The 22,146-nt window shown below is 66.6% G+C and carries 17 protein-coding genes and 1 pseudogene; 10 read left to right on the top strand and 8 right to left on the bottom strand.

Annotated elements, in window-relative coordinates:
* The first annotated feature begins 30 nt into the window (after positions 1–30).
* From araD to AB4Y35_RS26090, 4 genes are all read left to right on the top strand, one after another.
* Positions 31–1,791 carry an L-arabinonate dehydratase gene (araD, locus tag AB4Y35_RS26105; protein ID WP_368706603.1) on the top strand — a complete coding sequence of 587 codons (1,761 nt, stop codon included), beginning with the start codon at positions 31–33 and terminating at the stop codon, positions 1,789–1,791.
* Positions 1,792–1,818: 27 nt separating this feature from the next.
* Positions 1,819–2,568 carry a ribonuclease activity regulator RraA gene (locus tag AB4Y35_RS26100; protein WP_368706602.1) on the top strand — a complete coding sequence of 250 codons (750 nt, stop codon included), beginning with the start codon at positions 1,819–1,821 and terminating at the stop codon, positions 2,566–2,568.
* Positions 2,569–2,634: 66 nt separating this feature from the next.
* Positions 2,635–3,966 (top strand): MFS transporter, encoded by a 1,332-nt coding sequence (locus AB4Y35_RS26095; protein WP_368706601.1) that lies wholly within the window; start codon positions 2,635–2,637, stop codon positions 3,964–3,966.
* A gap of 55 nt (positions 3,967–4,021) precedes the next feature.
* A complete protein-coding gene (locus tag AB4Y35_RS26090; protein WP_368706600.1) occupies positions 4,022–5,092 on the top strand; it encodes a LacI family DNA-binding transcriptional regulator in 1,071 nt (356 codons plus the stop codon).
* 17 nt (positions 5,093–5,109) lie between these two features.
* On the opposite strand, the gene AB4Y35_RS26085 is transcribed toward AB4Y35_RS26090, so the two are convergent.
* Both AB4Y35_RS26085 and AB4Y35_RS26080 read right to left on the bottom strand, forming a co-directional pair.
* Positions 5,110–6,078 carry a 2-hydroxyacid dehydrogenase gene (locus AB4Y35_RS26085; protein WP_368706599.1) on the bottom strand — a complete coding sequence of 323 codons (969 nt, stop codon included), beginning with the start codon at positions 6,076–6,078 and terminating at the stop codon, positions 5,110–5,112.
* Positions 6,079–6,125: 47 nt separating this feature from the next.
* Positions 6,126–7,490 (bottom strand): MFS transporter, encoded by a 1,365-nt coding sequence (locus AB4Y35_RS26080; protein WP_368706598.1) that lies wholly within the window; start codon positions 7,488–7,490, stop codon positions 6,126–6,128.
* 173 nt (positions 7,491–7,663) lie between these two features.
* Between AB4Y35_RS26080 and AB4Y35_RS26075 the strand changes: the two genes are divergently transcribed.
* Positions 7,664–8,854: a citrate synthase family protein gene (locus AB4Y35_RS26075; RefSeq protein ID WP_368706597.1), complete on the top strand. Its 1,191-nt coding sequence runs from the start codon at positions 7,664–7,666 to the stop codon at positions 8,852–8,854.
* A gap of 53 nt (positions 8,855–8,907) precedes the next feature.
* Here the strand turns inward: AB4Y35_RS26075 and AB4Y35_RS26070 are convergent, their stop codons facing one another.
* The 4 genes and pseudogenes from AB4Y35_RS26070 to AB4Y35_RS26055 form a co-directional block, all read right to left on the bottom strand.
* Positions 8,908–9,939, bottom strand: a complete 1,032-nt coding sequence (locus AB4Y35_RS26070; RefSeq protein ID WP_368706596.1) for an SGNH/GDSL hydrolase family protein — start codon at positions 9,937–9,939, stop codon at positions 8,908–8,910.
* 126 nt (positions 9,940–10,065) lie between these two features.
* The gene (locus AB4Y35_RS26065) at positions 10,066–11,238 is read right to left on the bottom strand and encodes a diguanylate cyclase (RefSeq protein WP_368706595.1); all 1,173 of its coding nucleotides are present in this window, start codon (positions 11,236–11,238) and stop codon (positions 10,066–10,068) included.
* 121 nt (positions 11,239–11,359) lie between these two features.
* A pseudogene (locus tag AB4Y35_RS26060) lies at positions 11,360–11,944 on the bottom strand (UbiX family flavin prenyltransferase).
* Positions 11,937–12,965, bottom strand: coding sequence for a UbiD family decarboxylase domain-containing protein (locus AB4Y35_RS26055; RefSeq protein WP_368706594.1), 1,029 nt, complete (start codon positions 12,963–12,965; stop codon positions 11,937–11,939). Before AB4Y35_RS26055 ends, AB4Y35_RS26060 begins: the two are co-directional and overlap by 8 nt.
* On the opposite strand from AB4Y35_RS26055, the gene AB4Y35_RS26050 reads away from it, so the two are divergent.
* Positions 12,918–13,538 (top strand): LysR family substrate-binding domain-containing protein, encoded by a 621-nt coding sequence (locus tag AB4Y35_RS26050; protein WP_368706593.1) that lies wholly within the window; start codon positions 12,918–12,920, stop codon positions 13,536–13,538. The two genes, AB4Y35_RS26055 and AB4Y35_RS26050, sit on opposite strands and share 48 nt — an antisense overlap.
* 159 nt (positions 13,539–13,697) lie before the next feature.
* On the opposite strand, the gene AB4Y35_RS26045 is transcribed toward AB4Y35_RS26050, so the two are convergent.
* Together AB4Y35_RS26045 and AB4Y35_RS26040 are read right to left on the bottom strand one after the other, a co-directional pair.
* Complete coding sequence (locus AB4Y35_RS26045) at positions 13,698–15,002, bottom strand: NAD(P)/FAD-dependent oxidoreductase (RefSeq protein WP_368706592.1); 1,305 nt, start codon at positions 15,000–15,002, stop codon at positions 13,698–13,700.
* Positions 15,003–15,378: 376 nt separating this feature from the next.
* Positions 15,379–16,488 carry a purine nucleoside permease gene (locus tag AB4Y35_RS26040; protein WP_368706591.1) on the bottom strand — a complete coding sequence of 370 codons (1,110 nt, stop codon included), beginning with the start codon at positions 16,486–16,488 and terminating at the stop codon, positions 15,379–15,381.
* Positions 16,489–16,750: 262 nt separating this feature from the next.
* Between AB4Y35_RS26040 and AB4Y35_RS26035 the strand changes: the two genes are divergently transcribed.
* The 4 genes from AB4Y35_RS26035 (at position 16,751) to AB4Y35_RS26020 (ending at position 22,146) form a co-directional block, all read left to right on the top strand.
* Positions 16,751–18,670 (top strand): potassium transporter Kup, encoded by a 1,920-nt coding sequence (locus AB4Y35_RS26035; protein ID WP_368706590.1) that lies wholly within the window; start codon positions 16,751–16,753, stop codon positions 18,668–18,670.
* A 149-nt stretch (positions 18,671–18,819) separates the two neighbouring features.
* A complete protein-coding gene (locus tag AB4Y35_RS26030; protein WP_368706589.1) occupies positions 18,820–19,329 on the top strand; it encodes a DUF1269 domain-containing protein in 510 nt (169 codons plus the stop codon).
* Positions 19,330–19,720: 391 nt separating this feature from the next.
* Entirely contained in the window at positions 19,721–20,305 is a 585-nt protein-coding gene (locus AB4Y35_RS26025; RefSeq protein WP_368706588.1) for a DUF2760 domain-containing protein, read from the top strand.
* Positions 20,302–22,146: an Hsp70 family protein gene (locus tag AB4Y35_RS26020; protein WP_368706587.1), complete on the top strand. Its 1,845-nt coding sequence runs from the start codon at positions 20,302–20,304 to the stop codon at positions 22,144–22,146. The genes AB4Y35_RS26025 and AB4Y35_RS26020 overlap by 4 nt, the downstream gene beginning before the upstream one ends.

The following is a 22,146-nucleotide window of genomic DNA, read 5'->3' as shown; positions in this document are numbered from 1 at the left end:
TTTTTTATCCGTCGGAATGGTAGCGTTATCATGGAGAACACCTTGTCCCACGTCCGCAAGAAGCCCGAAGACCTGCGCAGCTACCGCTGGTACGGCGTCAACGACCTCCGCTCGTTCGGCCACCGCTCGCGCACCGCGCAGATGGGCTATCACTCGTCCGATTACTTGGGTAAGCCGGTGATCGCCGTCGTGAACACGTGGAGCGAGATCAACTCGTGCCACACCCACTTCAAGCAGCGGGTGGAGGAAGTGAAGCGCGGCATCTGGCAGGCGGGCGGCTTTCCGGTCGAGATGCCCGTCATGACGCTGGCCGAGCCGTTCCAGAAGCCGACCACCATGCTCTACCGCAACTTCCTCGCAATGGAAACGGAGGAACTGCTCAAGTCCTACCCGTTCGACGGCTGCGTGCTGATGGGCGGCTGCGACAAGACCACGCCGGGTCTGCTGATGGGCGCGATCAGCATGGACCTGCCCGCCATCTATCTGCCCGCCGGGCCGATGCTGCGCGGCAACTGGAACGGCCGCACGCTCGGCAGCGGCTCGGACACGTGGAAATACTGGGCGGAACTGCGCGCGGGCAAGATCACCGAAGACGAGTGGAAGGGCATCGAGAGCGGCATTGCGCGCTCGCCCGGCCATTGCATGACGATGGGCACGGCCTCCACGATGACGAGCGCGACCGAAGCGCTCGGCCTCACGCTGCCCGGCTTCTCGTCGATACCCGCGGCGGATTCGCGTCACGCGCAGTATGCGTCGCTGACGGGGCAGCGCATCGTCGAGATGGTCTGGACCGACCAGAAGCCCTCGGACATCCTCACCGCGAAGGCCTTCGACAACGCCGTGACCACGGTGCTCGCGATGTCGGGCTCGACCAACGCGATCGTGCATCTCGTGGCCGTGGCGCGCCGCGCGGGCATCGATCTGACCACGGCGCGCTTCGACGAACTCGCGCGCGTGACGCCGGTGCTCGGCAATATTCGCCCCGCGGGCCAGTATCTGATGGAGGACTTCTATTACGCGGGCGGCCTGCGCGCGCTGCTGGTGGAACTGGGCGACCTGATCGACGGCACGCAGAGGACCGTGAACGGCAAGACGCTCGGCGAGAACATCGCGGGCGCGGAGATCTACAACGACGACGTGATCCGGACGCGCAGCAATCCGCTCGTGGCGCGCGACGGACTCGCCGTGCTCACGGGCAATCTCGCGCCGGACGGCGCGGTCATCAAGCCCGCGGCGATGGAGTCGCAGCTGCTCAGGCATCGCGGCCCCGCGGTGGTGTTCAAGGACTACAACGACATGGCCGCGCGCATCGACAGCGACGATCTCGACGTGAGCGCCGACTCGGTGATCGTGTTGCAGCACGCCGGCCCGGTCGGCGCGCCGGGCATGCCCGAATGGGGCCAGCTGCCGATTCCGCAGAAGTTACTGAAGCAAGGCGTGCGCGACATGCTGCGTATTTCCGACGCGCGCATGAGCGGCACGAGCTACGGCGCGTGCGTGCTGCACGTGGCGCCCGAATCGTTCGTGGGCGGCCCGCTCGCGTTCGTGAAAGACGGCGACATCATCGAGCTCGACGTCGAGGCGCGCCGCCTGCATCTGCATGTGAGCGACGCGGAGCTGGCCGCGCGCAAGGCGGCGTGGACGCCGCCGAAGCGGCCGTTCGAGCGCGGCTTCGGCGTGATGCATCAATTGCACGTGACGCAGGCGAACAAGGGCTGCGATTTCGACTTCCTCGAAACGCCGGCCGCCACGTCGTCCGAAGCCCACGGCGCCGAACCGGAAATTCACTAATCTCCATCATTGAAGACATCATCGATCATGACCGCACCGAACCCCGCACCGAACCCGCCAGTCAGCGAAGCCGCGCTCGAACAACTGCGTCACGTGAGCACCGCCACGCTCACGACCCAACTCTTCAAGCGCGGCCTGCGCAATGTGTTTCTGCAGGGCGTGGCGCCGCTCGTGAAGCCTGAGCCGGGCACGCCGAACCTCGTCGGCCCGGCGTTCACGCTGCGCAATATTCCGGCGCGCGAGGATCTCGACCACGTGGGCGTGTTCCAGAATCCGGACCACCCGCAGCGCAAAGCCGTGGAAACCGCGCCCGTGGGCAGCGTTCTCGTGCAGGATTGCCGCGGCGACCGCACCGTGGCTTCGGTAGGCTCGATTCTCGCGTTGCGCCTTGCGAAACGCGGCGTGGCAGGCATGGTTTCGGACGGCCCCGTGCGCGACAGCGGCACGATCGCGGCGCTCGGTCTGCGTATCTGGTGCGCGGGGGCGAGCGCGCCGCTCAATCTTGCCAAGCATCACGCCGTGGACCTGAACGTGCCGATCGCATGCGGCGGCGTGCCCGTCTATCCGGGCGATATCGTCGTGGGCGATGCCGACGGCGTCGTGATCGTGCCGCACGAAAAGGCCGAGGAAGTGGCGCGCGACGCCACCGAGCAGGAGCGGCTCGAAGCGTTCATCACCGGGCGCATCGAGTCGGGACTGCCCCTGCGCGGCACGTATCCGCCCAACGAGGAAACGCTGGCGGCGTATCGCGCATGGTGCGAACAGCCGGCGAAATAACGCACGCAGCACGCAGCACGATACCGATAAACAAGGCCCGCGCGTGACGCGGGCTCAGGAGACAACGTGAACGATGCCACCGCAGCGATCGACGAGCCGCGTCTGATCAACCGCATGGGCTGGCGGCTGATGCCGCTGCTCGGCGTGCTCTACCTGGTCGCGTATATCGACCGCTCCAACATCGCCTTCGCGAAGCTGCAGATGCTCGGCAGCCTCGGGCTGTCCGAAGTCGCGTACGGGCTTGGCGCCTCGCTCTTTTTCATCGGCTATCTGCTGTTCGAGGTGCCGAGCAACGTGCTGCTCCACAAATACGGCGCGCCGCGCTGGATGGCGCGCATCATGTTCACGTGGGGCGTGGTGACGATCCTGCTCGCCTTCACGCGCAACGCCACGATGTTCTACATCCTGCGCTTCCTGCTGGGCGCGTCCGAGGCCGGGCTCTATCCCGGCGTGATCTACTACCTCACGCTGTGGTTTCCGCAGCGCCACCGCGTGCGCATGCTCGGTTACTTCACGGTGGGCAGCAGCCTCGGCAACATGATCGGCGCGCCCATTTGCGGCTGGCTGCTCGACAAGGGCGGACTGTTCGGCCTGCAGGGCTGGCAGCTCGTGTTCGTGGTCACCGGCATTCCATCGGTACTGCTCACGATCGTCGTGCTGTTCCTGTTGCCGCAGGCGCCGCAGCAGGCGAAGTTCCTCTCCGAAGGAGAAAAGCGCTGGCTCACGCACACGCTCTCGACCGAAAGCGCGGCCGCGCGCAGCCACGCGCGCCACGGTTCGGTGCTCAGCGTGCTCACCGAGCCGCGCGTGCTCGGCATGGCGTTCTACTACATGATGCTGTCGATCTCCGTGTACGGCGTGAGCTATTGGCTGCCTACGCTCGTCAAGGGCTTTGGCGTGACCAATACCACCAACGGGCTGCTCAACATCATTCCCTGGCTGCTGGCGACGATCGTGCTCGCCACGCTGCCTGCGCGGCTGCGCGCGAGCAATCATGCGACCATCGCGATGCTGGTGTCGTCGCTGCTCGGTATGGTGTTCTTCGTTTCGTCGGTCTTTCTGCCGGGCCACGCGCTGCGCTTCGCCGCGTTGTGTCTTGGCGCGCCGTGCATGTATCTGCTGATTCCGTGCTTCTGGACGCTGCCGCCCAAATTCCTCTACGGCGCGCGCGCCGCGGCGGGCATCGCGGCGATCAATTCGCTCGGCAATATCGGCGGCTTCATTGCGCAAAACCTCGTGCCCTTCGTGAAGCAGGCAACGGGCAGCACGCGCATGCCCATGCTCGTGCCCGCCGCGTGCATGGTGATCTTCGCGATCGTGACCGCCATGATCCTGCGGCGTGGCAAGCGCACGCCGCTAACCGTCGACGGCGCGCCCCTGCCGAACAACGCGCGTTAGCCGGCGAGGCGGTTTCGCTACAATAGCCGCGCATTGCCCACCTCCGTTCAAGTTCATGTCGACCATCAAACCCGCTCCGAGCATCGAACACGCGGACGCCACCGTGCGCACGAAGCGCACGCGCGGCGGGCCCAAGGGCCTGCGCATCACCGACGTGGCCGCGCAGGCGGGCGTCTCGCCCATCACGGTTTCGCGCGTGTTCAACAACCCGGAGTCGGTGGCGCCGGAAACGTTGGAGCGCGTGCGTCAGGTCGTGCAGAAGCTGGGCTACGTGCCGAACCGGCTGGCGGGCGGGTTGTCGTCGGCGCGCTCGCGGCTCATCGCGGCCATCGTGCCGACTGTTTCGCACTCGCTGTTTTCGGAAACCATCCAGGTGTTCAGCGAGACGATGTCGCGCGCGGGCTACGAGGTGCTGCTCGCGTTGAGCGGCTATAGCGCGTCGAACGAAGAGAGCCTGCTCGATACGGTGTTGAGCCGCCGCCCCGAAGGCGTGCTGCTCACGGGTGTCGCGCATACCGATTCGTTGCGCGAGCGGCTGAAGAACGTCGGTATTCCCGTGGTCGAAACGTGGGACATGACCGATACGCCGATCGACATGCTGGTGGGCTTTTCCCACTACCAGATCGGCGCCGCGGTGGCCGCGCATTTGCTCGCGCGCGGCGCCCGCCGTCCCGCGTTGATCTCCGCCAACGACGCGCGCGCTCTCGCGCGCCGCGCGGGCTTTCGCGAACGGCTCGCGCAGGCAGGCATCGAGGAGGTGCCCGAAGAACTGGTCGCGCCGCCGAGTTCGGTCGCGCACGGCAAGCGCGCGCTGCCGGCCTTGCTTGCCCGCGCGCCGGATATCGACGCCGTGTTCTGCGGCTCGGATCTGCTCGCCATCGGCGCGCTCGGCGCCGCGCGCGAGTTGGGCGTGCAGGTGCCCGCGCAACTGGCGATCTGCGGCTTCGGCGATCTGGAGTTCGCGACCGAAACCACGCCGCAGCTAACGACGGTGCGCGTGGAGGGCACCCGAATCGGCGTGAACGCCGCGCGTTTTCTGCTCGATCGCCTGAGCGGCGAAACCAGCGTGAGCGCGCCTCGCGCGCTCGACGTGGGGTTCACGATCGTGGCGCGCGAATCGGCTTGAGCCGCCTCGTGTCGCCCTCAGGCTGCGGCGGCGCTTTCCAGGGTTTGCACAGGCGCACTGCGCGGACTCGCAATGCCAAAGTGGGCCGCCAGCATGTCGACCACATTGTCCGCCATGCCCGTGCGCGTTTCTTCGGTGGCCGAACCAATATGCGGCGTGAGCACGACGCGCGGGTTGTCGATCAGCGCTTGCGGCACGTACGGCTCGTGCTCGAACACGTCGAGTGCCGCGCCGGCGAGCCGTTGCGCATCGAGCGCCGCGATCAGCGCGTTTTCGTCGACCACGGGGCCGCGCGCAATGTTGATGAGAAAGCCTTGCGGACCGAGCGCGTCGATCACGGCCGCATTCACCAGATGATGCGTTTGTGGCGAAAGCGGGCAGGTGAGGATCAGCATGTCGCTATCGGCCGCGAGACGCGTGACGTCGTCGTAGTACGGCAGATCGACACTCTTGCGGTTCGGCCCGTAATACGCGACTTGCGAACCGAACGCCTTGAGCCGCTTCGCGATCGCCGCGCCGATCATGCCGAGCCCGACGATGCCGACCTTCATGCGCGAGACCGAGCGGCCGAGCGGCAGCGCGCCGTGCTCGGGCCACTTGCCGGAGCGCACATAGGCGTCGGCCCGCACGATATCGCGCGTGAGCGCGAGCGCGAGGCCGATCGCAGTGTTCGCGACATCCTCGGCCAGCACGTGCGAGGCATTCTCGATGCGGATGCCGCGCGCCTGCGCGCTTTTCACGTCGAGATTATCGAGTCCGGCACTGTAGCTCGCGATGATCTCCAGCGCGGGCAGGGCGTCGAGAAATGCCGCGTCGATCTTCGTCTTGCGCAGCGCCATGCCGCGAATGGACGCGCCATGCTGCGCGAGGAACGCAGCGGCAGCGTCCGGCGCCTTCGGCAGGTCGAGCATCGTGAAGAGCGACGCGAGTTCCGCCTGGGTGCGTTCCGGCAATTCGGCTGCGTTGAGAATGATGGGTTTTGCCATGATGAATCGATCAATCCTTGCTTCGTTCGATGCGTGGGCTCGCGGGCTCAGCTGACTTTCACGCGCTCGATGCGGCCCATGAACACGAGATAAACCAGCGCCGCGACCACGCAGTGTGCCGCGACAAAATAAAGACCTGCCGTGTAGCCGCCCGTGGCCTGCACGATATAGCCGAACACGATCGGCGTGACGATACCGCCGATATTGCCGATGCAGTTGAAAATCGCGCCGGCGAGGCCCACGGCTTCGCGCGGCGCGGTATCGCACACAATGGCCCAGGTGCCCGCGCCGGCAGCGGCACCCTTGCCGAAGAAGGCGAGCGTCATCAGCAGGACGATCACCGTGTTGCTCTCGGTGAACGCCGAGAACACGATGCAGCAGCCCACGGCCATGCCGACGATATACGGCGTCTTGCGCGCCCTCGACACGCTCCAGCCGTGCCGGATCAGCGCGTCCGAAATCGCGCCGCCCGCGATGCCGCCGACAAAGCCCGCGATCGCGGGCAGCATCGTCGCGAGGCCGGCCTGCATGACGTTCATGCCGCGCGCCTGCACGAGGTAGATCGGAAACCACGTGATGAAGAAATAGCTCAGCGCGATCACGCAATACTGGCCGATATACGAGCACCAGAGCATGCGGTTGCCGAGCAGCATACGCAGCGCCTTGCCCGACACGGCGGGGCGCGACAGGCGCTCGAGCTTCGAGTCGATGTCGATCATCGCGCCGCCTGCCACGAGGCGGTCGAGTTCGGCGGGCGAGACGCGCGGGTGCTTGCGCGGCTCGTACATCACGCGCGCCCAGACTCCGGCGCTGGCAATGCCGATCAGGCCGAGCGCGAAGAACGGCGCGGGCCAGCCGAACTTGCCGGTGAGCCAGCCCGCGAACGGCGAGAAGATCGCCACGGCGAAATACGATGCGGACGCAAACAACGACGTGGCAAAGCCGCGCTCTTCCTTGGGGAACCACATGACCGTCACGCGGCTGTTGGCGGGGAAGCTAGGCGCTTCGATGAGCCCGAGCGCGAAGCGCAGGGCGAACAGCAGGCCCAACGCCATCGACACATCGGTCGTGACCCTGCCGACGAAGCCGACGAGAATCGTGGCGAGCGACCACAGGATCAGCGTGGCGGCGTACATGACCTTGGTGCCGACGCGGTCGAGCAGCAGGCCGCCGGGGATCTGGCCGACCACATAGGCCCAGCTGAACGCCGAGAGCACGTAGCCGAGCTGGATAGGGTTGAGCCCGAATTCCTTTGCGATGCCGGGTCCGGCAATCGAGAGGATCGCGCGGTCGGCGTAGGCGACCGTCGCGAGCAGCAGGATGGCGGCCAGAATCGTAAAGCGCGTGCGGGTGACGCGGGTGGCTTCCGTCGCATCCGTGGCAGCAAAGCCGGCAGACCTCTGCGTTGACATCGATGTCTCCAGTCCCGCGCTCGATGCCGCGGGTATCATGATCGATCCGTACCCGCAGGCATCGTCTCCATGCCCGGGGCAGATTGACTGTATTTGACGCACCCGGCCAGGACGCGTCAATCTTGATTAAGCCAATCAACCTGAAAACTCGTGGAAAACTAGTGGAAATCTGGATGACACAGGAGGAGGCCTGTCACGCGCTGGGCGTGCGCAAGCAGACCTTGTATGCGTATGTGAGCCGCGGGCGCATCGAAGTGCGCTGGGACCCGGAGCACGCTAGCCGCAAGCTGTACCGCGGCTCGGACGTCGCGGCGCTCAGGAAGAAGCGCGACCTTGGCCGCGCCCACAAGAGCATCGCGGCGAGCACGATGGCGTGGGGCGAGCCCATCATCAACACGCGCATTTCCACGATCGCGCGCGGGCGGCTTTATTACCGCGGCCACGATGCGGTCGAACTGGCGAGCCGGGCGACGCTCGAAGACGTGGCTCGATGCTTATGGGAAATGGACGCGGCCCCGGTCTTCCCCACCTGTCACGACGACGTGAGCGTACCCGGGGGCGCGCCGCCGCGCGCGCGGGTATATGCCTCGATCGCGCTGGCCGCGGCGCAGCCGCGCGCGAGTGGGGCGCTCGACGTTGCAAGGTTGAACGAGGAAGCGGCCTGCCTCGTGGGCCGTTTCGCGAGCGCCTTCGTCGGGCCGGGCGAGATCGGCCGCTGCGGCGATAGCGGCGCGCTGCACTTGCGTCTGGCGCGCGCGTGGCGATGCGAAGCGCAGGCGGACTTGCTGCGGCGTGCGCTCGCGTTGCTCGCGGACCAGGAGCTGACGACCTCGGCGTTTGCGGCACGCGTGGCCGCATCGACGGGGGCGTCGCTCGGCTCGTGCATGCTCGCGGGCCTGGCCGCGTTCGCCGGACCCTTGCACGGCGACGCCGCGTTGCGCGTGCACGCGCTGCTCGGTGAGGTGCGCGAGCGGGGTGTGGCTGCGGCGGTCGAGCGCTGGCTGAAGGAAAACGGACCGCTGCCGGGTTTCGGTCACGAGTTGTACCCCCAAGGCGACCCGCGCGCGGCGGACCTGCTCGCGGCGTTCGACGTGCCGGACGAAGTGCGCGCGCTGATCGAGTACGTTCGCGTATCGCGCGGTCTCGCGCCGACGATCGACATTGCGCTCACCGCGCTGGCCGGCTATTGCCGCTTGCCGGAAGACGCGGTGTTCGCGCTATTCGCCATGGGGCGCAGCGTGGGCTGGATGGCGCACGCCATCGAGCAGATGACCAGCGGCACGCTGCTGCGGCCGCGGGCCAACTATATCGGACCGGTTGGCGCGGGTGCTACCCCGGGCGCCGGCGATCATCAGGAATCTTGACGATTTCGCAAGCGGCCGTGCTCATAGCCGGCGCGGCCGCTTCAGCACAGCACTCAATGACCGAGACCGCTCGCCGCGATCTGCTGCTCGACGAACTGCGCGAACAGCGCATGCGTGTGCGTGGTCGGGTGGAGGTCGTCGGCGAACATATAGGTCTGGTCGGCATGAGCCGAGACGTAGGTGGCGGGCGAGCAGAGCAGCGAGGTGTTGTCCGGCGTTTTCGAAGGATCGCACGCCTGGGCCGTGTTTGACACGGTAAATCCGCTCGCCTGGAAGTTTGCGACGAGCTGCGTGATCCAGGTGTAGGAATCGACTTCGATGACCTTGCCTTGCAGGCCATCCGTCTGCAACGCACCGTTCAACGTCGAGTTGAAGAGCTGCGAGAGCTGGGTCAGGTTCGCGCCGCCATCGGCCGAGGTGATGCCCTTGGGCGAGAGACCGACGTTCGGCACATTGATCACCACGACATGGGTGGCGCCGGCCTGCACGATCTGCCCGACGATTTGTGCGAGCGTCGTGGCGGCAGTCTGCACGACCGTGTTGGCCGTCGGCGGGTTGCCGGCGCGCAGCACGTCGTTCGCGCCTGCCCAGACCAGCACGAGCTGACCGGAGTTGAAGGTGCCGTGAGCGGAGAGATAGCTCGACACCTGCTGATTGACCGGCATTTCGATGTTGCCGATCACGTCCGAGAGGAAGTCGTACTGGTTGGCCGGCGTGGCGACCGTCGAGCCGCCCTCTGCGTAGCCGAAGCCGCCTTGCGCGCTCAGCTTGTGATCGAGGCCGACGGTGTACGCGGCGTTCAGGGTGTCCCCATAATATTGCGCGACGTCCTGGGACCAGACCTGACCGGGGTTGGTCGTGAAGCGCCCGCCGCCCACGGCGCCCGCAAGCGGCGCATAGGTCCCGACGTCGGAAAGGCTGTCGCCGAACGAGACGACCTGCAGCTTGACGCCGGCCGCCGGCGTGCTCGTGGTGGTGCTCGAGCCGCCGCCTCCTCCGCCACCGCCACCGCCGCCGCAAGCCGCGAGCAGGAAAATCAGTCCGGCGGAAATTGCCGCCCGGATCCGGGTATCGATCGTTGCCATTGTGCCCCCCTTACCGCTTGACGCGATTGCACCCGCGACCGGATAGGGCGGGCCCAAGAGGGCTAGCAAAAAGAATGCGCGTAGCCTACAAATAGCTGACTGGAAGGCCGGACGTGGCGTGAAGCGTTAAAGAACCAGCATTTCGAGCCGGTTGCCGCCCAGCGCTTTCGCGCTGTAGAGCGCGGCGTCGGCGGCGGCCAGCAGGTCGGAGAGCGTGGACGCTTCGTGACCGTGCTGCGCGAGGCCGATGCTCACCGTGGCGCGTATGGGGACGCCATCGACCTTGTTCATGGGAGTTTGAGCGAAACGTCTCGCGATCGCTTCGCCCACCGCTTTGGCGCGCACGCGGTCGTGGCCCGGCAGCAGGGCGGCGAACTCTTCACCGCCTATGCGCGCAAGGATCGCCTCGGGTCCCATGGCGCTGCGGGCAATATCCGCGAACGTCTTGAGGACTTCGTCGCCGGTCTTGTGACCGTAGCGATCGTTGATGGTCTTGAAGTGGTCGAGATCGAAGGCGAGCAGCGAAACCGGCTGGCGCGCCGCGGGCGGCTGACGCGTCCCGACCTCGCTCATCACGCGCTCGCCTTCTTCGAAGAACCAGCGGCGGTTGCCAAGGCGGGTCAGGTAGTCCGTCTGCGACTCGCGCAACAGCTGCCCATGCGTTTCCTCGCGTACCAGCTTGATCAGGGCCATAGGCAGAATGATCGAATACAGCACGCCTTCATACATCGTGATCTTGCTGGCGAGCGCGACGAAGCCGTCCCCATAGCGGCTGCCCAGCAACGGCAGGACAAAGGTCCTGAACACATAGAAGAGCGCGTGGACTCCCGTGACGAACGTCGCGACGTGGCGCGATTGGCCCCCTTTCATGCCGTCGCCACGCAGCAGCTCGCGCGAGGTCATGGCGCTCACCAGTGCAATGGGAAACGCGCTCGCGTAGTACCACATGGCCTGCGGATGCCGTGCGCCCCATGTGGCCCATGTCAGCGCGATCAACGCGAGCAGGGCGAACGAGCCCGCCCGGTAGTGCCGCCCGTTCAGCGTCGCGACGCCGTGCAGGACAAGCAGATAGCCGGCCATCATGACGAGGTTGCTCAGCGCGGCGCCCCATACGCCGGGCAGATCGGCGCGCACGAGCACCGCGGCGCAGCCGGCCGCGAGGGTGGCGTAGCCCCCGGCCAGTATCCGCAATGCCTTGCTGCGCGCGGGATGCGTCCGATGCTCCCAGAGCGTCATCAGGGAACTGGCTAGCAGGGTCCCGATCAGGAGGAAGTAGATGGTAAGTAGATCGACGTGCATCGCTGGCGTGAGGCTTCTACGCCGGTACATCGCGGCGAACGCGCATTTTACGCCGAAACTTAATAGTGCGATGTTCGTTCCCTGATTGTCCGCCGCGTGCTCCCGGCGTGCCGGAGCGGCGTCACGCGTCGCGCCACGCCTCGATGCGTTCCGTATCGAGCCCGAACTGGTCGAGCGCGCGGCTCACCGAGTGATCGACCATGTCCTGCAGGCTCGCGGGCTTCGCGTAGAACGCGGGCACCGGCGGGAACACCACGGCGCCGGCCTCGGTCACCGTCGTCATGTTGCGCAGATGGATGAGGTTCAGCGGCGTTTCCCCCACCATCAGCACGAGGGGCAGGCGTTCCTAGAGCACCACATCGGCGGCGCGCGTGAGCAGCGTGCTGGTGACGCCCGAGGCGATCTCGCCGACGGTGCGCATCGAGCACGGCACGACGAGCATGCCGAGGGTGCGGAACGACCCCGACGCGATGGAGGCGCCCACGTCGGCGATCGGGTGGACATGGTCGGCGAGCGCGTGCACGGCTTCGCGCGAGAGGCTCGACTCGTATTCGCGCGTGAGTTCGGCCGCGCGTGAGATCACGAGATGCGTCTCGACCTCCATCTCCCGCAACAGGCGCAATGTGCGCTCCGCATAGATGAAACCCGTGGCGCCGGTGACGCCGACCATCAGCCGCTTGCGGCCATGCAGGGCGCGCTTACTCATGATCGCCCTCGAACAGCGTGGGGGCGAACGGGCGCGGGTCCACTGCCTTGAACTTCGCCCGCACGAATTCGTCGCGCAGATGGTACGGCGCCGTGCAATCGAAGATGGTCTTGCAGGTCACGCCGCGCGCGGGCAGTGCGGGGTTGAATTCGGGCGTTTGCGAGGGGTCGAGCACGTGGCCGTTCACTTTGGGCACGAACACCGTCGAGACGTCGCCCTGGTAGCGCGTGGTCATGGCCCACATGACGTCGTCGGTGTCGAAGGGATCGACGTCGGCGTCCACGAGGATCACGTGCTTGAGTTCCGAGTACACGCCGAGCGCGATGATCGCCGCCTGGCGCGCGCGGCCGTCGTCGAAGGCCGACTGCTTGTTGACCTGCAGGACCGCGAGCAGCTTGCCGCCGCCGGCCGTGTGCGCATACACCTGGCTCACGAAGCCGGGCATGGCGGCCTGCACGGCGTTGTAGATGCTGGCCTCGGTGGGAATGCCCGCGAGATTCGTGTGCTCTTCGCCCGGGCCCACGAGTGTTTGCATGATCGCGCCGTGCCGCATCGTGATGGCCTTGACCTTGATGACGGGAAGTGCGGGATTGGCCGGGCCGTTGTAGCCCGGAAACTCGGGCATGGCGTGGCCCATGTGCGTGTGCTGGTCTTCGGCCACGCGCACGTTCGGCAGGATCTCGCCTTCGATCACGATCTCGGCGCGCGCAATCGACTTCTGCTTCACGCTCACGCAGTCCACGAGTTCGACCGGCTTGCCGCGCAGCCCGCCTGCAATGGACAGCTCGTCGAAGCCGAACGGCGTGGTGGGCGCCTCGAAGCACGCGCCGATATGGATGGCCGGGTCGAGGCCCATGTTGACCGAGACCGGCAGCGCTTCGCCGCGCGCTTCGGCTTTCTGGCGGAAGGCGTCGATATGGCGGCCCGGCGCGAAGAAGATCGAGAGCTCGTCGCGGCCCTGCACGCACAGACGGTGGATCGTGACGTCGGCGTGGCCGGTATCCGGGGCGCTGCCGAGCACGAGACCGAGGCACAGGAACGGGCCGGCGTCGCTTTCGGTGTTGGTCGGCTCGAACTGCGCGCGATTTCCGTGCAGGCGCAGATGAACGCGCTTGCCGACGAGCGTATCGACGTGGCGTTTCTGCGCTCGTCGCCCAGGCCGCAGCCGGCCTCGATCCGCATCACGCCGTTTTCGCGTACGCCGCTCGATGTCGTGGTCTCTAGTGATCATCGCTGTGCGGGGCGGCGCCGGCTTACGTTGCGCGATGTGGCTGAGGAGCGGTTGATTGTGGTGGATGATCCGCCCGGGGTCGGGCTTGGGCATCGTGTGACCGAGCTTTGTTTGGAGGCCGGGTTCGAGCCTGCCAGCGTGTTGCGGACGACGGATTCCGTGGGTGTGATGAGTTTCGCGGCCGCGGGGCTTGGGGTTGGTATTGTGCCTCGCACGCTTGCGCGTTTTGGTCTGGAAGGGGCGGTGTTCAAGCCGCTGGTGATGGCGAACGGGTATTGCGAAGTGGTGATCGCTACGCGGGCGTATGATCGGTCGGCGGGGACGCGGGCTTTGATAGAGATGGTGGCGCTGGGGCGCGGGTGATTTATTTGATCTGGAGTCCGATTGATTTTTTTTGTGCTCGCTCAGGGCGCTTTTGCCTTTTCTTGTTTTCGTGGCGGTACCCCGCACAGGGGCAACACTGGCATGCCGCCACGAAAACAAGGAAAGGCCAAAATATAAAAAGGCCAAAAAACCAAAAGGCTAAGGATAATCCTGCATGGCAAGCCAATGCCGAATCATCCTTGCCTGATCGGCATCGAGCGACTTGAGCACCTGCTCAGCGGGCTCGCGCCTGAGCGCTTCAACCACAGGCGCCAGCGCAGCATCGCAAAGATGCCATATCCCAAGCGGCTGGTCCGGACTAGCAACCACATCCGCTTCGGCGATCATGCCGCCATCAATAACGGGCGCACGCCCCACATTCAACTCGTTGAAATCCGCGCTCACATGCGCAGGCCGGTCGTCGGGCCACGCACCACGCGTTTGCCAGAACGGCTGCGTCGTCCAGCGCTGTTCGAGCGCATAGACATCGCGCCCAGTGCGCGCGAAACGCATGAACAACTGCTCGATGCGCTGCTGATGAAAGCGCAGCGCGAGCGGCGCACGCTCGGGCCGCGCGAGCAGCGTATGGATCACCGCTGGTGCCTGCAACGCGGAGGTGAGCGACTGGAACACGCCATTGCCCGCGAGCGGATCGACGGCCATGGCGGCGTCGCCCACGCGCAACCAGTTATGGCCGCCGGTACGGCCGCATAGCGTGGCAGTGCTGCTGCGCGCGTAGAGGCGCGCGTCGGTCGCGGCGTCGCCCGCGAAGAAGTCGCTGGCAAGCGGCGAATGCCGCATGCGCTCGCAAAACGTGAGCAGTTCATCGCGCTGCGGCAGTTCGGGGTTCGTGACGTCCAGCGTCAATTGCCAGTAGCAGCGGCCGTCGCCCAGACGCGCCATCCATGCCCATCCGCCAGGCAGGCTTTCCACCGCGGTGGCTGTTGCGCCCCCGCGGCCTTTCCAGACGTTCAGCAGGCTCACGGTTTGCGGGCCGCGCGTGGCGTCGCGCAACAGCGGCGCGAGGCGCCCGCGCGCTTCGACCAGAAAGTCCGCGCGTAACGTGAGCGGTCCGTCGGCGGTTTCGATCATAAGATCGTGACCTGCGGACGAGGAATGCAGCGAGCGCACGTTCGCTTCGATCATGTCCACGCCCGCGCTGCACAGGTCCTCGCGCAGGGCCGCATCGAACACGCGCCGGTCCACGAGAAATTCTGCGTCGAGCGTTTGCAGCGCGCCGTTCCAGAGCGTGGTGCGCACGCACGGTCCTTCGCCGCAACTGGCAGCGCGATGCAGGCCCGCGCGGCGCAGCGCTTCGATCGCGCGTGCCGACAAGGCTTCGGCAGCGTCGAAGCGGCGCCAGTCGCTCACCACCTGCACGCGATAATCGAGCCCCGCGAGCGCGCGCGCAACGGCTGCGCCCGCTGGCCCCGCGCCAAGCACGACGATGCTGGCGGCATTCATGACGCACGCACTCGCGAAGGCGCACACGCGTGCACGCTCGCGAACATGATGTGCGTGACGGCATGAAGCAGAGGGAAGTAACCGTGCATGCTGTCCCCCGTGGAATCATGGCGCATCGCTTTGCGACCCCTGCGCTGCGCTCGAAATGAGTGAGACCTAATCTGGCATAGATGCCGCGATAAAGCTATCCGGTCAAAGGAGGATTTCAGTAGCGGAAATCCCGCATTCCGATGCGCAATGCGTATGAACGATCGTGCGCTGTAATTGCTTTGCGAATTGGCGATGCATGCCGGGTAGCGGCACGCACCGATCGTCTGTATTCCTCACAAGGATGCTTCGCTGCATCTGGACAAAGCGGGGTCAGGGTGTGATGCGGCTAGCGAGGCGATGCTGCAGACGCATTTTCGGGAATGCCGTTCTGCCATTCGCTCCAGTGCGAGACGATGGTCTGCACGAGCGGGCGACCCGCGCGATAGAGGTTTTCCAACGCGGGCGCGAAGCCGCCCTGGCTCGCATAATTCAGCAGATTCGCCGCGTTCGATTCGCCCGCATACGGACGATCGAAGTCCGAGCCGGCGCGCAGCACGGCCACGCGATCGAGGTCCACGCGCTGCGCACGCGCCGCGCGGCTGAGTGCTTCGAACGTGGCGTTGTCCTCCTGCTGCGTCATGCAGTACACGCCTTGCCCGCCGGTCAGCTGGCGCGTGAACTCGCTCGCCCTCGCGCCGAGTGCCTTGCCCGACCACCAGGTATCGTCGGCGACCGAATCGCAGCGGATCACCGTGGGCGGCCGGTTGGCGGGAGCGTAAGCATATTTCGCGCGCGCGGCTTGGGCCTGCGCGCTATCGGCGAGCGTCACGTCGCGCGAGATCGCCCAGGCGGCCGAGGTGAGCCTCGGATTCAGGCGGAACACTTCGGTGCGGTAGTCGAGCGCGGGCTTGTCGCCGGGGTTTTTCGTATTGATGCCGAGATAGCCGGTGCGCCAGCCGCGCGGGCGGCCGTCGCCGTCGATCTCCCACTGCAGGCCGAAATCGACGAGCCAGTCCGACCAGGCCGCCGAGCCGATCGTGCCATGCCCGGGGTTCACACCCGCGATGCCCGCGATCAGAAAGTAGGTCTTGCGCAGGTCGAACTGCGGCGCGAAGGCGAGGGCCATCGTCGAGGCGGCGGCGTTCGCGTGGCCCATGCCGGTCGTCATCACGCAGACGTCGTCGGCATTGCATTGCACATTGGGGTAGTCAGGCGAGAGGCCCGCGATTGTCACGGACTCCCAGGGACCGAGGCGATCGAGCCATGTCTTCGCTTCGGGTGCGAACATCGTCACGATCATGACTTTCACCGGACGTCCTTGTGCGGCGGCGCCGGCTTGCGCGAAGGCCGCGGGTTGCGCAGAAAGCGTTCCGGCGTCCTGTTGCGCTGAACGGGGCTGCGCCGCGCAGGCAGAAAGCGCCAGCGCGCCGCAGAGGAGCGTGAGGCGGGTTCGCATTGTGCATGTCCTTATGGTTGTACGCGTACCGGGCGACCTGATTGATCGGGCGAATGTTCAGCAAAATACGTTCGACTATGACAGTTTTGCGAAGGCACGGCGCCTCGCATGGCGCTGTTGCCGTTGTGCGCCACGCCAGGCGCATTTTCGCGCCAAGTTCCTATACTTCGACTAATGCGCCCAATGAGGCAGCCTCGCCAACACGAAGCGACAAGGCCGCGCGGCCCCCCCGGCCCGCATGCGGCAGCACCAGGAGGGAGACATGGGACAATCCGCATCCGCGGCGCACGGGCACCTTGGCGACTCCGGCCCGCATCGCCCGGCGCTTCCCGCGCTCGCGCTGGCCGCGCTCGGCGTGGTCTACGGTGACATCGGCACGAGCCCGCTCTACACGCTCGCCACGGTGTTCGATCCCAGCAACGGCCTTGCGGTCAATGCTTTCAATATCGTAGGTATCGTCTCGCTGATCTTCTGGTCGCTCATGATCGTCGTCTCGCTCAAGTACGTCGCGCTCATCCTGCGCGCGAACAATCACGGCGAGGGCGGCATCATGGCGCTGCTCGCGCTCGCGGCTTCCTCGGTGGCGTCGCGGCCGCATCTGCGTGCCGCGCTGCTCGTGATCGGCGTGATGGGCGCGGCGCTCTTCTTCGGTGACAGCGTGATTACGCCAGCCATCTCGGTACTGAGCGCCGTCGAAGGCCTCGAAGTGGCCGAGCCTGGCCTCAAGACCTATGTGATTCCGGTGACGCTTACGGCGCTGATCGTGCTGTTCGTCACGCAAAAGCACGGCACGGGTGGCATCGGCGCCGTGTTCGGTCCGGTGATGGTGCTGTGGTTCATCGTGATCGCCGTGGCGGGCGTGGCCAACATCGCCTCCGCGCCGGCCGTGCTGTTCGCGCTCGATCCGCGCGAGGGCATCGCGTTTTGCCTGCATCACCGCTGGCTCGCCTTCGTGGCGCTGGGCGCGGTCGTGCTCTCGCTCACGGGCGCCGAAGCGCTCTATGCCGACATGGGCCACTTCGGCAAGCAGCCTATTCGCCTCACGTGGTTCGGCATGGTGTTTCCCGCGCTCGCGCTCAATTACCTCGGGCAGGGCGCGCTGCTGCTGGCCAATCCGGGCGCCGTGCAGAACCCGTTCTACCGGCTCTTCCCGCAATGGTCCATCGTGCCGATGATCGTGCTCGCGACCGTCGCCACCGTTATCGCCTCGCAGGCCGTGATTTCGGGCACCTATTCCATGGCGATGCAGGCCATGCAACTCTCCTTCCTGCCGCGCATGAATATCGTGCATACCTCGGAGCGCGAAATCGGGCAGATCTACGTGCCCGGCATCAACTGGATCCTGCTCGTCGCCGTGGTCGCGGCGGTGGTGGGCTTCCGTTCGTCGACGGCGCTCGGCTCCGCTTACGGCATCGCCGTGACCGGCACGATGCTCATCACGACGTTCCTCACGTTCTTCGTCGTGCGCTATGCGTGGCACTACAACTGGCTGCTGTGCGTGTTCGCCACGGCGTTCTTCTTCGCGATCGACGCGATGTTCTTCTCGGCCAACCTGCTCAAGATCGTGGACGGCGGCTGGTTCCCGCTCGTGATCGGCGCACTGATGTTCACGGTCATGGCGACCTGGGGCAAGGGCTGGGAAATGATGGCGGCCGAAGCGCGCGTGCGCGCCGGCAAGAAGCCCCTCAAGCCCTATCTCGCGACGCTTCTCGAGAGCAACCCTGTGCGCGTGGGCGGCACGGCGATCTTCCTCACGCCGAACGCCGACGCCGTACCGCACGCGCTCGTCAACAACCTGCGGCACAACCGGGTGTTGCACGAACGCGTAGTATTCCTGAGCGTGAAGACGAAGAGCGTGCCATGGGTGGCCGAGAGCGAGCGCGTGATGGTCGAACTGCTCTGCCCGGGCTGCTACTGCGTCGTCGTCAACTACGGATTCAAGGACGAGGTGGACTTGCCATGCACGCTCGCCGCCTACAAGTCCGCGGATTTGACGTTCGATCTCGACGAGACGTCGTGGTTCCTCAGCCGCGCCGTGGTGGTGCCGAAGCGCGGCCATGGCATGGCGCTCTGGCGTGAGCGTCTGTTCGCGGTGATGCTGCACAACGTCGGCAATATCGCCGCGTTCTTCAAGCTGCCGGCCAATCGCGTGATCGAGGTCGGGGCGCGCGTCGAGATCTAGGCGGCTCGACGCGCCTGGGTTGTCGCGCAAACGCGTGCCAGGCTGTCGCGCTGACCGGAACTCCGGCGTAGGATGATCGGAATCGCATCGTAGTCATGCGGCAGCGGGCCGGTTGCAAGCGGCTCGCCGCATGACGGAAGGAGGGCATCATGCGACGCCTCTATTTCCTCGCTCCCGACACCACCACGGCGCAGGCGATCGTCGACGATCTGCTGCGCGCGCGCATTACGTGGCGTCATATCCATGTGCTCGCCAATCACAGCGTGGGGCTCGAACGCTTGCCCGAGGCCTCGCTGCTGCAGCGCAGCGACGTCGTGCATGCACTGGAGCGCGGCGTGATGTTCGGCGCGGCGACTGGCGCGATCGTCGGTCTCGTCGCGCTGATATTTCCGCCTGAGAACTTCGATATCACGGGCGGGGTAGTCGTCGCGCTGACCCTCGCGGGCGCGATATTCGGCGCGTGGGTGGCCGGCATGATCGGCGTGGACGAACCGAACACGCGGCTCTCGCGCTTTCACGGGCAGATCGAGGACGGCCAGCTGCTGGTCATGGCCGATGTCCCCGGCTCGCGCGAAGCGGAGATCGAGGCGAACATCGCGCAGCATGTGCCGCGCGCCGACGTGGAAGGCGCGGAAGCGACGACGCCCATCTTCCCCTGAAAGCGCCGGGGCTTGATAGCGAATCACGGCGGCGGCGGAGGCCTTGAGCGTTTGCCCGCGCCGCCTGTCGTCCAATTCGCGCCCCATTTCATCCGCCTTGTCGCGCCTTTTTAGGGCCGCAGCGTTCAGCCACTGACCGCCGAGGTTCAGCCGCGCCGCCCGCCCGCCGCCAACGCCCTGCGCCCGCCGCCGGGCCCGCCATTCCCTCGCCAAATCCGCATTTTGACCGGCTTGCGCCCGCGACAAGGCAAAATACGGGTTTTGAGCCCGTGCCGGGCTCGAGTTTCCCCTGCCGGCCGCCTCCTTCCAGGCATTGATCGGGCCTCGTTGCGAGCCCGGCAGGTCGGCTCGCCTTGTCTGCGAGCCCTCAAGCGATATTGGAGTCGTCTACATGCCCGAATCGAATCTGTCTTTCTTCGGCCGCCTTTCGGTCGCGCTGGGATCGTTCTTCGCGATCCTCGGCGACGGCGAGCTCGCCGCCAACGTGCGCCGTCTGCGTGAAGGCGGGTTTGCACCCGCCGCCGCTGCGCCTGCGCCCGCCGCCGCTCCGGTCGCGAAGCCGGCACCCGCGCCCGCGCCCACCGTCGTCAAGGAAGCCACGCCCGACGCCGCACTCCAGTTGCTCGGCCTGCTCCAGCGCAACGCGCGCTTCGTCGATTTCGTCGAGGAAGACATTGCCGGCTATGCCGATGCGGATATCGGCGCCGCCGCCCGCATCGTCCACGAAGGCTGCCGCGCCACGCTGCGCGACCACTTCGCGATCCGCCCGGTGCGCAGCGAGTCCGAAGGCTCGCGCGTGACGCTGCCGGCCGGCTTCGACGCCGCCGCCGTGCGTCTCACCGGCAACGTGGTGGGCGAGGCGCCGTTCAGCGGCAGCCTTACGCATCGCGGCTGGCGCGTCGAGGAGGTCAAGCTGCCGCAACTCGTCAAGACGCACGACGCGCGCATCATCGCGCCGGCGGAGGTGGAGCTGTGAGCGATCCGCGTTATTCGATTGGCGTCGACCTGGGCACGACGCATTGTGCGCTGTCCTACGTCGACCTCAGCGCCAGCGATGGCGAAAAGACCCAGCAGGGTGTGCTGAATGTGACCCAGCTCACGGCGCCGGGCACGCTGGAATCGCCCGACCTGCTGCCTTCGTTTCTCTATTTACCGCATGAAGGCGAGCTGACGCCGGGCGACCTCACGCTGCCGTGGACGACCACGCGCGAGTACGCCGTCGGCGAGCTTGCGCGCAGCCGTGGCGCGGGCACGCCGATCCGCCTCGTGTCGAGCGCGAAGAGCTGGTTGTGCCACCCCGGCGTGGATCGCCGCGCGGCCATTCTGCCCAACGACGTGCCGCCCGAAGTCACGCGCGTGTCGCCGCTCGAAAGCTCGGTGCGCTATCTCACGCACCTGCGCGAGGCCTGGGACCACGCGCACCCCGAGGCGCCGTTCCGCGAGCAGGAGATCACCGTCACGATTCCGGCCTCGTTCGACCCGGCCGCGCGCGAGCTGACGGCCGAGGCCGCGCAGGCGGCGGGCTACGCCAACATGACGCTGCTGGAAGAGCCGCAGGCGGCCCTCTATAGCTGGATCCAGAAAAGCGGCGGCGCGTGGCGCAAGGACGTGAAGGTCGGCGACATCATCCTCGTCGTGGACGTGGGCGGCGGCACGACTGACCTTTCGCTGATCGCCGTGGTCGAGCGCGAAGGCAATCTCGAACTGCACCGCGTGGCCGTGGGCGAGCACATCCTGCTCGGCGGCGACAACATGGACCTCGCGCTCGCGCACGTGGTCGCGCGCAAGCTCGCGACCCAGGGCACGCAGGCCGATCCGTGGCAGCTGCGCGCGCTGACCTATGCGTGCCGCTCGGCCAAGGAAACGCTGCTCAGCGACGCCTCTGTCGATACGGTGCCGATCGTCGTGCCGAGCCGCGGCTCGAAGCTGATCGGCGGTTCGATCCGCACGGAACTCACGCGCACCGAACTCACGCAGATCATTCTCGAAGGCTTCTTCCCGCAGGTGGACGCCGCCGCGCGTCCCGCCGTGCGTACGCGCGTGGGTCTCACGCAGCTTGGCCTGCCGTACGCGCAGGACGCGGGCGTCACGCGCCATCTCGCGGCCTTCCTCGGCCGCCAGGTGCAGGCGCTCGCGGAACTCGAAGGCTTTGGCGCGCCGCCCGCAGGCGCGACCTTCCTGCATCCCACGGCGGTCCTGTTCAACGGCGGCGTGTTCAAGTCGGCGCTGCTCTCGCAACGCGTGCTCGATATCCTCAACGGCTGGCTCGCGGCCGAGGGCGCGGCCCCCGCGCGCCTGCTCGGCGGTGCCGATCTCGACCTCGCGGTGGCGCGCGGCGCGGCCTATTACGGCTACGTGAAGCGCGGCAAGGGCGTGCGCATTCGCGGCGGCACGGCGCGCGCGTATTACGTGGCCGTCGAATCGGCCATGCCGGCGGTGCCGGGGCTCGAGCCGCCGGTGTCGGCCCTCTGCGTCGCGCCGTTCGGGATGGAAGAGGGCACCGAGGCGGCGCTGCCGCCGCAGGAGTTCGGCCTCGTCGTAGGCGAGCCCGTGCACTTCCGTTTCTTCGGCTCGTCGGTGCGCCGTCTGGATCAGGTCGGCACGATGCTCGACTACTGGTCGCCCGAGGAATTGCAGGAGCTGGAGGAAATCCAGGCCACGCTGCCGACCGAAGGCCGTACGCCCGGCGAAGTCGTGCCCGTGAAGCTGCACGCGCGCGTGACGGAAGCGGGCACGCTCGAGCTCGAAGCCATGCCGAGCGGCACGAACGAGCGCTGGAAGGTCGAGTTCGACGTGCGTGGCGGAGCAGGCGACTGA

The sequence above is a fragment of the Paraburkholderia sp. EG286A genome, assembly GCF_040965375.1.
In the GTDB taxonomy this organism is placed as follows: Bacteria; Pseudomonadota; Gammaproteobacteria; order Burkholderiales; family Burkholderiaceae; genus Paraburkholderia.
This window is presented reverse-complemented; position numbering and strand designations above follow the sequence as displayed.